The following is a 12,684-nucleotide window of genomic DNA, read 5'->3' as shown; positions in this document are numbered from 1 at the left end:
AGACGTTATTTGACACTAAGACCTACATGCCTGTCTTCTACCGCCTCGCGCCAGCCTCCTAACCATTCAGACCGAGCGTCATTCTGTTGAAAAGGACAAATATCCTTTGAACGACCGCTAATACCAGCTTGATACCCTTTTGAATGGGCGCGTGTCAGTTTATCTCTTTTTTGTCTTTTCATTGATTAGCCTCTTTAACTTTGTAGGATGTGCTACAAATTCTCTCTCGGGCCCAATACATCTTTTTAAATTGATAGTGGCGGAAAAGTCATTGTGCACACTACTGTGATAGTGCAATGTGCCAAATGGTTCAACATAATTATTGTAAAGAGTGCATTGACATTTAGTAATGTTATGAAATATCGATGAATTTTATATTACACTTTTTAGGCATATATATTTCAGTTTTTAAATCCTTTAGCAATAAAAAAGGCCGCTAGAAACTCGCGGCCTTTGAAATATAACTATAAAAAAAACGAATTGATTATTTCTTCAACTTGCGACGGAATATGGCTAATAAACTTAGCGTAAATAGGCCAAATAAGCTCGTAGAAGCTCCGCTACGCTCAAAGTTATCATTAACTTCCTCACCGTCGTCATCAATACTACAATCGTCGATAGCGCCACCAGTAGGTGATAATTTAACAGCAATAATAGCATCTACTTCTATCGTTTCACCTTCTGAGCTAATCACATCAGCACCAGTAACGTACTTACTGGTGGAACGAACACGAGCATTAGCAATAATTTCATCGTTGTCGTTAATGTCGATGGCTTCTAGCAAGGTGTATTCACTGTCGCACGGCGTTAAGTCGTTCAAATCTAGAAACTCTTCAGTTTCAATATTGAACATGAAAGCATGAGTTTCACGAACAGTATCAGATGTCGCATCGAAGTCTGATTTACCAACAATAATATTATTATTATTGATGGCATTTGCTTGAACACCAGCGGTCGCAAAGAAACCGTCTGGGTATAACTGCTCAGTGGTATCTAAGTTGTAAGCAAATAAACGTGAACGCGCAATATCACTCGATTCACGTAACACTGCACCAGTAACCCAATTGTTATCGTTAATCGCCATTGCTTGGCTAATTAAGTTTTCTTCTCTTGGAAGTAGCTCCTGTGTTTCACCGTCTCTATAAACGGTAGCAACACGCTCGCTCTCATTCAAACCCGAAGAGTTAGGACGTGTAATTGTAACGGCATCACCCGTTAACGCTTCACCTACAGCAATACCTTGCTCATTAATGTCATAAGCATAAGAAAAATAATGTGAGGTGTCGTCTTCTTCAGGTGTGAAAAGCAATGGGAATGTATCAGTGCTTATTACATCACCGTTAACATCTAACTGCCAAATAGTGGCATTGACTTCTGATGAAAGTACGAATGCAGGTAAATAGTTGGTAGAGTTCGTCACAAAGTAACTAGAAATACGCGGTACGTTGAAATCTCCACCGTAAATGCTGTAATAACATCGTCCTTCGGGAATATCTCCACGGGTTTCATCGTCTTCACAGGTTTCTATGGCTTCCTCAACCGTATCTAAAAAGCTAACAGTACTGAAACCAGCAACCTGTAGATTTTGATTCACAGCGCGAGCTGAAGAAAAGCCACCTAGGGTATCATCAACCGCTGGAATAATTTTAGTTCCGCTTGTGGTTTGCACAAACGCTTGTTGTGGCAACTCAGAGTAAGTGTAATTGATGGTGTCGCCATCTTCGTTCTCGTATTCGTCCAGAACAACAACACCTGGAGAATCACCTACAATAAAGTTACCACTTACGCTGTCTCTGCCGCCAGCTTCTACAGACTGGGTGTAATCATCGAATTGATCAGTAACTTCATCTAAACCAGGCACCAAATCTATATCGGTAGTATCAGTGGAATAGGTTCTGAAGCTCGCGAGCTTTTGACCTATAGAACTACCTTGGTTTGAAAGAAGGAAGTTGACAACTAAGGTGTAATCAGCGTCAGTAAATACACCTTGTAGCGCATCATCTTCATCTTCAAGAGTCCCAGAATAGGTGGTGAAGAAACTGGTGTCATCGACTAGCTGATCCAAATCAACAGGTGGGTTAAATTCTAGCTGCACCATTGATAACATTTTGCCGGTATTATCAATTGAACGAGCGAAGGTATTTTGACCAACATCCTGCAAAGGAATTGGTGTCACGGTGTAGGTTTCGGCCACTGCCGAAACACTACCTGTTGCCAACAGAACGGCGACGGCAAGCTGAGTTCGTTTCATCTAAAATCCTATTTACTGCTGATTATCTTCCAGCATACTTTCTAATTCATCCCAGCGCGCATACTTCTGGGATAAGGCTTGTTCTTTCTCTGCTAACAGAGCTAAGGTTTTTGCAGTTTCATCGTTCCCTTTTTTAAAGAATTCAGGGTCGTTAACTAACAACTGCATTTCAGCTAATTCATTTTCATACTGCTCAATATCTGCAGGCAGCGATTCAAGTTCTCGTTGATCTTTATATGATAACTTTTTCGTCTTACGGGGAGAAGACTTAGCACTAGGACTATTCGAACTTAAATTAGTTTCATTCTTTACTTTGGCTTTTTCGTCTTTAATCACTTGTTGACGTTTAGCATTCTGATCTTTGTACCAGCTCTCTACATCTGTAAAGCCACCAATGAACTCCCGTAAAAAGCCCTCGCCTTCAAAGACAACGCAACTATTGGCCACGTTATCAACGAATTCTCTATCATGACTTACAAGTAAAACCGTGCCAGCATACTCATTTAACAGGGTTTCTAGCATCTCTAGCGTTTCAACATCAAGATCGTTTGTTGGCTCATCGAGTACAAGCAAGTTGCTGGGCTTAAGCATTAGCTTGGCCAACATTAGCCGGTTCTTCTCACCACCAGACAATGACTTCACCGGCGCATTCACCCGTTCAGGTGAAAACAAATAATCTTGTAAATAGCTGATAACGTGTCTTGGATGCCCGTTAACCATAAGGTCACGTTTTCCGTCACCTACAGCATCAATCACTGTTTGTTCCAAATCTAAGCCATGGCGATGTTGGTCAAAATAAGCCACTTCAAGATTAGTGCCTTGCTTACAGTTACCTTTATCTGGGGTAAGTTCACCTAATAACAACTTAATCAGGGTACTTTTCCCGCTACCATTAGGGCCGACTAAAGCAAGTTTATCGCCACGTAATACATTAAGGTTTAATCCCTTCACAATTTGATTACCACCAATGGCGTAATCTAAATCGGTGACTTCAAACACCATTTTGCCCGAGCGTGCACCTTGATGCTGGTTTACCACCGCATTACCTTGCACTGCGCGCCTTGCTTTACGCTCGTCACGGAGCTTCTTCAATGCACGTACACGGCCTTCATTACGGGTACGACGGGCTTTTATACCTTGGCGGATCCATACTTCTTCTTGCGCCAGTTTCTTATCGAATTCGGCGTTATGGGCAGCTTCAACTTCAAGGTCTTGCTGCTTTTTCTCTAAGTAGGTTTCGTAGTTACCTGGGTAACTGGTTAATCCGCCACGGTCTAAATCCACAATACGGGTTGCCATATTACGAATAAACGCCCTATCGTGGCTCACAAACACAATGGCACCGTTATAGTTAGATAAACTACTTTCCAACCAACGAATCATTTCAATATCTAAGTGGTTGGTGGGTTCGTCTAATAACAATAAATCGGGTGAACGAACCAACGCCCGTGCAAGTGCCGCCTTACGGCGCCAACCACCTGATAAGGTAGACAATGAAATATCAGGCTCTAGTTTGAGCATGGTAAGAGTTTGTTCTATTTGCTGCTCAAATTGCCATGCATCACGGGCTTCTAGCGTTTCCTGCAAGGTTTGAAGGCGATTTAAGTTAGCTTCACTAGGGTCTTCAGCCACTAGCTTGGTCTGATGATGATAGGCTTTAATGGTGTCGCCTACATCTGCTAACCCTTCAGCAACGTAATCGAAAAGCGTCACGTCTGTGGTTTGCGGCGGATCTTGCTCTAGTCGAGCAATAATGGTGTCGCTTTCGATAATGCGCTGTCCATCATCGGCAATCACATCACCTGAAATCACCTTCATTAAGGTAGATTTACCACTGCCATTTCGGCCTACTAAACACACACGCTCTTTGGGTTGAACAATCAGTTCAACGCCATCTAATAAAGGGGGGTTACCGTAGATAACAGTGATGTTCTTTAACTGCAAAATGCTCACTGTAAGAATGTCTCCAATGCGTTGGTATCAAATGGCCAGCCAATTTCGGCGCCATTATCTTCCCGTTTCAAAACAGGAATGCGAGCACCGTATAAATGATACAAATCGGTGCTATTACGAATATTTACTTTTTCAACGTTTAACGAAGAAAACTGCTGCGTATTAGCCAACTCAATGTCGGCTAAATCGCATAAACTACATTGCGGCCCCGTGTAAAACACTATTTTCATAACGCTTCGCTTGATAATGCTTCTTTTGATAAAGCATCTCTCGATAACGACAAGATCCAGCACTTGTGAATGTTTCCGCGGCGAGAAAAGTCTTCGGGTATGGTTTCTTGGGTTATATTTTCAAGACTGAAACCTAAGGCTTGTAACGCCTCTTCATCTAACTTAAACCCGCGTTTATTGTTAGAGAAAATTAACGTACCGCCATCGTTTAAGCAGTTTCTGGCATTCGTTAGCATAGTAACGTGGTCGCGTTGTACATCCCATGTGCTTTGCATACGCTTAGAATTTGAAAATGAAGGTGGATCGATAAAAATTAAATCGTATTTACCTTTATGATCGCTTAACCACGATGTGCAGTCCGCTTGAACAAAAGCATGTGGGCCATTTAGTTTGTTAAGCGCTACATTCTTTTTCGCCCAATCAAGGTAGGTGTTAGACATATCAACGGTAGTCACCGATTTCGCGCCACCTTTAGCTGCAAACACAGACACACTGCCGGTATAAGCAAATAAGTTAAGCACATCTTTACCTTTGGCAAGCTGCATAACTTTTTGACGAGTATTTCTATGATCTAAGAACAAACCAGTATCTAAATAGTCAGTCAAGTTCACCAATAAGCGCGCACCGTTTTCGTACACTTCCATCATGGTGCCAGACTGGTTAATTTTTTCGTACTGCTTAGTACCCTTTTGCTGACTTCGCACTTTAAGCACAATTTGCTTGGGCGATACGCCGGTAACGGTAGGTAAATAAAGTAGTACTTCTTGCAAGCGTTTACGGGCTTTGTCTTCCGATACGGTTTTAGGTGGAGCGTATTCTTGTACTACCAGCCAGTCGCCGTACCTATCAATTGCCACGTTGTAATCGGGCAAATCGGCATCGTAAATACGATAACAATTAGTATCAACTTTGTTGATCCAACCCTTCATTTTCTTAAGATTTTTCTTTAAGCGATTGGCAAATTCGTGGTTCGACGCATCTTCAGTAAACTGAACTGTGTTCTCTTCGCTTAGCACATAGTTCACTAAACGGCACTCTAGTTTACCGTTGTTCATGCCGTAGTCTTTGGTTGCGCGTAGCTTTAACACACGCAATAAGTCACGGTTACTGCTAAGCAATGAAACGTGCCAACCTTTCCATGCTTCTTTAAAGCGCTTGCCCCATTCGCTGAAAAGCGGAATAAGTGCGGTAAGCTCGCCCAAACGTTCGCCGTAAGGTGGGTTAGACACCATATAACCTGGCGTCGCAACTGGCGGTGACGACTTAGTCGCGTCTTGGTTGCTGAATTTAATATCGTTAAATACGCCCGCATAATCTGCGTTGTCTTTGGCTATGGCTATCATTCTGCGGTTGTAATCGGCAGCAAAAATTTCGCTTTTACTTTCTATTTGATTCGCAATGGCATCATTGACTAATGAATCCCAGTAAGCGGCATCGTGGCTTAGCCATTTACTAAAGCCCCAATATTCACGCTTTATGCCTGGGGCAATATTACGTGCCATGAAAGCCGCTTCTATTGCAATAGTACCCGAACCGCACATCATGTCAGCCAAAGGCTTGTCCATGTTTTCAGTCCAGCCACTGCGCATTAACATGGCGCAGGCAATATGTTCTTTAAGTGGTGCATCACCCGTTTCTTGACGATATGAACGTTGATGCAAACTTGCACCGGCCATATCAAGACCAATAATCACGTTATCTCGTTGAAGTCTGGCGTACACGGGGAAATCCGGCATTTTGCGCTCAACCGACGGGCGAGCTAGGCCTTCTTCTACGAATTGATCAACAATCGCATCTTTAATTCTTACCGCACCGAATTGGGTGTTCTTAATTTCGTAGTTAGTACCGATAAATTGCACAGACAACGTATGGCGAGATTCCATATGCATCTGCCAATCAATATCCATGGCTGTCTTATACAACTCTTCAGCATTGCCTGCCTTTCCTGTGCCTAAGATCCAAATAACGCGGTTGGCTAAACGGGACCAAAGACAAAGTTTATAAGCGTCTTCTTTGCTTCCTTCAAACTGCAACATGCCCGGAGACTGTTTAATTTCTGCATCTGGGCACAAATTGAGTATTTCTTGCTTAAGGAGTTCGTCAAGACCGCGGCTGGTTGTTGCCAGAATAGTATTCATTCAATTACCTGATAGAGCGTGTGTTTATTGACACACGCTTGAGTGTATAAAACTGTAATGTGTCGCTTTGGCTAATTATAGCGCTTTTACAATGCGTTTAACGAGGTCGGGACCCTGATAGATGAATGCAGAGTATACCTGAACTAGTGATGCTCCTGCATCTAAACGTGCTTTTGCGGTTTCAGGAGAATCGATACCGCCCACACCTATGATAGGAATAGCTCTATCAAGGGCACTAGATAGCTTTTTCGTTACGTTCAGGCTCATGTCGGTTAAGACAGAACCGCTCAAACCACCCATTTCATCAGCATGCTTTAACCCTTGAACAGCGTCTCGCGAAAGCGTGGTATTGGTGGCAATAACGCCATCCATTTTGCTGGCGAGTAACGATTGCGCAATACTTTGTATCTCACCATCTGATAAATCTGGTGCAATTTTTATAAATAGTGGTACGTACTTGCCGTGGGTTTGTGTAAGGGTTTCTTGCGCTGCTTTAAGGCCTACCAATAACGTATCTAGCGCTTCACCATATTGAAGGTTCCTAAGACCAGGGGTATTGGGTGAAGATATGTTAATAGTGACATAACTGGCGTACGGATAAACCTTATTCAAACAAATAAGATAATCATCAAGTGCCTTAGCATCATCAGTATCTTTATTTTTACCAATGTTGATGCCAATAGGCCCTTTAAACTGGGCTTTTTTCACTTGAGAAACTAAGTGGTCAACGCCTTTGTTGTTAAAGCCCATTCGGTTAATGATGGCCTGTTTTTCAGGAATTCGAAATAACCGAGGCTTAGGGTTACCCACTTGTGGGCGAGGCGTAACCGTACCGATTTCTACGAAACCAAAACCCATTTCGGCAAATGCATCTATACAATCACCGTTCTTGTCTAAACCTGCTGCCAAACCCACAGGATTATCAAAGGTTATACCTGCAATCGTGACTGGCTTTTTAATTGTTGTGGTGCTGTAAGCCCACTTCAACGGCGTGTGTTGCGTTTTATTTAACCAGTTGATAGTGAAATCATGGCTTTTCTCGGGTTCGCATTGAAGCAACAGTTTTTGCACTAATGATTGCATAGGTGTTTGTTTTCGCTTGTATTTGGTATAAAAAAGCCCTGTTTTACAGGGCTTCGTCATTTTTGATAGCGTGTATTCTAATGGCTAGACTTCACGCTTAAAAGCATCAATTCACGTAATGCGACAGAAAATTTCGCAAATTCGTGGGTTGAGCTGGTCTTAAACTCTGACATCATATGATACCAGCGTTTCAACAACACTTGGTTGCTCTGCATCCAATCTTCCAAAATTTTGTCTGCATCGCTAGCCTCTGGGTTTATTTGAAGAAGATTAGCGGCTATGGAACGCTGCTGCCAATCCAATTCTTCCCGGTAAGAAGCACGGGCAAGTGCTTGCCAATGGTTGCTGACGGCTTGATTGTTAATTTGATCTAAGAACCAATGCAACTCAAGTTTAGAGCCAAGCTGGAAGTACAACCGAGCCACAACATCAACGGTATGTTTTTCAGCTGCAACAATGTGTGCTAGGTCGAAACTCGAAAACATATTTGAGAAACTCGCCACTTGATACGCAATATCCTTCGGTACATCTTGCGACACATAGGTGCTTGTTTTCTCTTCTAGCTGTGAGTACTCAGCTTCTACTAAATAGTTCTGTAGATTTTTAGACAAGTTATTGAAAGTTTCACGATAGCTCGCAATAGCCTCTTCAATCGACAAGGCTTTATTACCATGCCTAATATACCAGCGTGCCGCGCGGCGCATAATGCGGCGAGCTTCATCTAGCATCTTAAGCTGTAGCTTAGCGGAAATAACGTTATCTAAGTCTTCAATACGACTCCATAGCGTTTCCATATCAAAAATACCGTGCACAATCGCGTAGGCATTGGCAATGTCATCAACGCTCGCGCCGGTTTCTTCTTGAATACGGAACATAAAATTAAGGCCCATATCATTAACCATATTATTAGTTAATTTAGTGGCAATAATTTCACTTCTAAGTGGATGCTGCTGCATATGTGTACTGAACTTTTCACGTAACACCTTAGGGAAAGCTTGAAGCAGCAATTTACCGTGGTAAGGGTTATCAGTGATTTCTGGAATATTCAGTGCATCTTTTAACACCATTTTTCCATAGGCAATCAAAACACTAAGTTCAGGTCGAGTAAGACCACGGTCTGACGCCACTCTATCGGAAATTTCATCATCGCTAGGTATGAACTCAAGCTCTCTATTAAGTTGCCCTTCACGCTCTAACCCGTGAATAAAGCGAAGCTGTTCTTTCAATAAGCTTACGCCTGACATCTCTGTAATCGAAATAGATTGAGTTTGACGATAACAATCTTTAATCACAATACGGGATACGTCGTCGGTCATCTCGTGCAGTAAGTTATTACGCTGTTTAACCGTAAGCTCGCCGTCGTTTACCACGCTGTTAAGCAAGATTTTGATATTCACTTCGTTATCGGAACAATCAACACCACCTACATTATCGATAAAGTCAGTGTTTACACGGCCGCCGGAAGCTGCATATTCAATTCGCCCTAGCTGAGTTAAGCCTAGGTTACCGCCCTCGCCTACAATTTTAGCTTGTACGTCTTTACCATTTAAACGTAAGTCGTCATTGGCTCTGTCGCCCACATCTGCATGAGACTCTTTTGAGCTCTTAACGTAAGTTCCAATACCACCATTCCAAAGCAAGTCCACAGGCATTTTTAAAATATTATGGATAAGTTCGTTTGGCGTCATCGACATTTGACGTGTGCCTAACCACTTTTTCATTTCTGGTGTGAGCTTAATCGACTTCGCAGAACGGCTGAAGATACCGCCACCTTTTGAAATCAATTTTGAATCGTAATCTTCCCAAGTTAATCGTGGGTTTTCGAACAATCTAGCGCGCTCTTTGTAACTAGCAGCTGCATCTGGATCGGGATCGAAGAAAATATGTAAATGGTTAAATGCCGATATTAACTTGGTGTGCTTAGATAAAAGCATGCCGTTACCAAACACGTCACCCGCCATATCACCCACACCCACTGCAGTAAATTCTGTAGTTTGGCAATCGATACCGATTTCACGGAAGTGACGTTTAACAGACTCCCATCCACCACGGGCAGTAATACCCATTTTCTTATGGTCGTAACCTACACTGCCGCCTGAGGCAAAAGCATCTCCTAACCAAAAGCCAAATTCATCAGCAATACCGTTAGCAATATCAGAGAAAGTAGCTGTGCCTTTATCGGCCGCCACAACCAAATACGGGTCATCTTCATCTAATCGCACCACATCTTTAGGTGGCACTACTTCACCGTTTACAATGTTGTCTGTGATATCAAGCAAACTGGTGATAAAGGTGCGATAGCACGCTTGTCCTTCAGCCTGAATGGCTTCTCTGCCCTCGCCAACGGGCAGTTTTTTACAAACAAATCCACCTTTGGCGCCAACTGGCACAATCACCGTATTTTTTACTTGTTGTGCTTTTACTAAGCCTAAAATTTCAGTTCGGAAATCTTCTTGTCGATCTGACCAACGAAGTCCGCCACGGGCAACCTTTCCGCCACGTAAATGCACACCCTCTAAACGTGGGCTATACACAAAAATTTCGAATTTAGGCAGAGGTAACGGCATATCAGGGATCATTTCAGGCAGCATCTTAAAAGACACATAAGATTTTTCATTGCCTGCCTCATCGGGCTGATAGAAGTTGGTACGAAGGGTAGCCGACATCATATCTAAATAACGACGAATAATTCTGTCATCATCTAAATTGCTAACGCTGTCTAACTGAGTCTTAATATTCTCAAGTAACGCTTCTTCTTTCTTCGCGTTACGTTTCTTTTTCGGATTAATGCGCTGGTCGAAAAACTCCACGAGCAAGCGGGCAATATCAGGGTAATTCGCCAAAGTATTCGCAATATAATCACGACTGAATGAGCTGCCGGTTTGACGCATGTATTTTGCGTACGCACGTAAAATGGTGACTTTACGACCGGTTAAATTAGCACCCAAAATTAAGCGGTTAAATGCATCGTCTTCTAAGTCGTTATTCCATACTTTCGCAAAGGCATCCTGGAATAGGGTTTGAGCTCGCTCCATGTCAAAGTGTTGGCCACTTTTATGTAACATGGTGAAGTCCATCACCCAGTTTCTAAAACCATCTGGGCAGGTAATTTTGTACGGGCTTTCATCGATTACGCGCAAACCAAAGTTTTCAAGCATAGGCAATACGTCAGAAAGATGGATCGGCTCAGCACGATGGAATAACTTAAGCTTTACTACTTGGCTGTCAGACTGCTCTTCTTGCGGACGATAAAATAACATGTCCAGAGTATGATCATCATCTAACTGTTCAATTTTGCCAATATCAACTAGGGCATCACCGGGTAAGTTCTGTTCCATATAGCTACGTGAAAACGCATTGCCATATTTACGCTCAAGGGCTTTACCTTGGGCTTCACCGTGTGCCGCTGAAATAGATGAAGCTAATCGATCGCTCCATGTTTTGGTCAGCTCAATAATATTGCGTTCTATTTCCTTCACATCAAATTCCGCGTTGTTGTCGTTGACCCTGGCAATGTAATGCGTGCGTGCATACACAGATTCAGAAAAGAACGTAGTAAACTCAACTTCTTCTTTAGCACCTAACGAAGCTTTTAGTAGCTCTTGGGTGTCTACTCGTAATTGTGTGTTATAACGCTCACGAGGTACAAATACCATACACGAGAAGAAGCGCCCAAATACATCTTTGCGAATAAATAAGCGTGAAATACCCCGCTCTTGCATTTGAAATATGCCCATCACGATTTGCGCTAACTCTTCCGCTGGTGTTTGCAGTAACTCATCACGAGGATAGGTTTCTACAATATTAACGAAGGCTTTAAAGGCATGGGTACCTGGTTCATAGCCAGATAAATCGCAAATACGCTGGATTTTTTCCCTCAACATAGGAAGCTGCGTCACACTTTGATTATAGAAAGACGCAGAATAAAGGCCAAGGAAGCGGTGCTCACCGATAACTTGCCCGTCTTTGTTAAACGCTTTTACGCCAACATAATCCATATAAGCAGGACGATGAACACGAGCACGAGAGTTAGTTTTGGTCAAAATCAACGGACTTTGACTTAGCGCCTCTGCTCTTGCACTGGCCGGTAATTTCGACAAGAGGCGCTCTCTGTCGTTAATAGAGTTCTTTAACAAACCTAAACTAGTATCGTTAGACGGTATCCAGCGATGATCGCCTTCTATGGCCTTCACGTCGTAATAACGATAACCCATCATGGTAAAGTTGTGATCGCTTAACCATTGTAAGTATGCTTTAGTTTGTTTCTTTTCGTCAGCAGACACGGGCCAGTTTAGTTTCGCACTGTCTTTAACCACCGTTTCTAACTTAGTGGTCATTTCTTGCCAGTCTTTAACCGCCAACGATACCTCGTCTACGACTGAGTGTAATTCTTTAGTTAATTCATCAATGTCTTTTTTCGCACTTTGATGGTCAACCTCGATAAAAATCACTGTTTCTTTTCTGGCATTTTCAACCGTCTTGCCAGGCTCTGCAAATTCCGCCACTTGGTTTTTATTATTTCGCTTTATTCCAATTGGGCTATGCAAAAATAAGTGCGCAGTAATATTTAATCGATTGAGTGACATACGAACCGAATCTACGAGAAACGGCATGTCTCTAACAATTATTTCAACAATGGTATGGCTTGAGTGCCAACCATGTTTTGCTATTTCTGGGTTGAAAACTCGAATGTAGGGTGCTGAATTATCAAATTTAGCAAGCCCATTCCATAAGCTTAAAGTGGCGCCATATAAATCGCTGTCGTTACGATCTTCTAAGTCATCACTTGAGATATTTTTATACAACAGGCGTCCGAATTGCTGCACGAGTGACTTCTGCTGGGCATCCACCTTTTTTTCAATGAGTGCAAATACATTATCTAGCAGTACTGAGTGTCGCTGTGAGGTGACTGTCATTAGTTAACCTTATAAATGTCGTAAGTGCTAAGTTGCGTGGCTATTTTCGCTAAAACTAAGAGGTATTAAAAGCCCCTTTTTAACCTTATATTAACAGCATAGATAACTATGCA

General features: G+C 42.5%; 7 protein-coding genes. All 7 read right to left on the bottom strand.

Going from position 1 to position 12,684, the window contains the following annotated elements:
* Positions 1–5: 5 nt before the first annotated feature.
* The gene (gene rmf / locus AVL57_RS05120; RefSeq protein ID WP_013784086.1) at positions 6–182 is read right to left on the bottom strand and encodes a ribosome modulation factor; all 177 of its coding nucleotides are present in this window, start codon (positions 180–182) and stop codon (positions 6–8) included.
* Positions 183–484: 302 nt separating this feature from the next.
* Positions 485–2,251 carry a DUF3466 family protein gene (locus AVL57_RS05115; protein WP_057791801.1) on the bottom strand — a complete coding sequence of 589 codons (1,767 nt, stop codon included), beginning with the start codon at positions 2,249–2,251 and terminating at the stop codon, positions 485–487.
* A gap of 12 nt (positions 2,252–2,263) precedes the next feature.
* Positions 2,264–4,204 carry an ATP-binding cassette ATPase Uup gene (uup, locus tag AVL57_RS05110; protein ID WP_057791799.1) on the bottom strand — a complete coding sequence of 647 codons (1,941 nt, stop codon included), beginning with the start codon at positions 4,202–4,204 and terminating at the stop codon, positions 2,264–2,266.
* Positions 4,201–4,434, bottom strand: coding sequence for a glutaredoxin family protein (locus AVL57_RS05105; protein ID WP_013784083.1), 234 nt, complete (start codon positions 4,432–4,434; stop codon positions 4,201–4,203). The genes uup and AVL57_RS05105 overlap by 4 nt, the downstream gene beginning before the upstream one ends.
* Entirely contained in the window at positions 4,431–6,572 is a 2,142-nt protein-coding gene (gene rlmKL / locus AVL57_RS05100) for a bifunctional 23S rRNA (guanine(2069)-N(7))-methyltransferase RlmK/23S rRNA (guanine(2445)-N(2))-methyltransferase RlmL (RefSeq protein ID WP_057791797.1), read from the bottom strand. The genes AVL57_RS05105 and rlmKL overlap by 4 nt, the downstream gene beginning before the upstream one ends.
* A 75-nt stretch (positions 6,573–6,647) precedes the next feature.
* Positions 6,648–7,655 carry a quinone-dependent dihydroorotate dehydrogenase gene (pyrD, locus tag AVL57_RS05095; RefSeq protein ID WP_057796154.1) on the bottom strand — a complete coding sequence of 336 codons (1,008 nt, stop codon included), beginning with the start codon at positions 7,653–7,655 and terminating at the stop codon, positions 6,648–6,650.
* A gap of 77 nt (positions 7,656–7,732) precedes the next feature.
* Positions 7,733–12,571 (bottom strand): NAD-glutamate dehydrogenase, encoded by a 4,839-nt coding sequence (locus AVL57_RS05090; protein ID WP_057791795.1) that lies wholly within the window; start codon positions 12,569–12,571, stop codon positions 7,733–7,735.
* Positions 12,572–12,684: the final 113 nt, after the last annotated feature.

Origin of the sequence: Alteromonas stellipolaris, from assembly GCF_001562115.1 — a bacterium.
GTDB classification, from domain to species: Bacteria; Pseudomonadota; Gammaproteobacteria; order Enterobacterales; family Alteromonadaceae; genus Alteromonas; species Alteromonas stellipolaris.
Note: the sequence above shows the minus strand (reverse complement) of the source record. Positions and strands in the feature narration are given on the sequence as shown.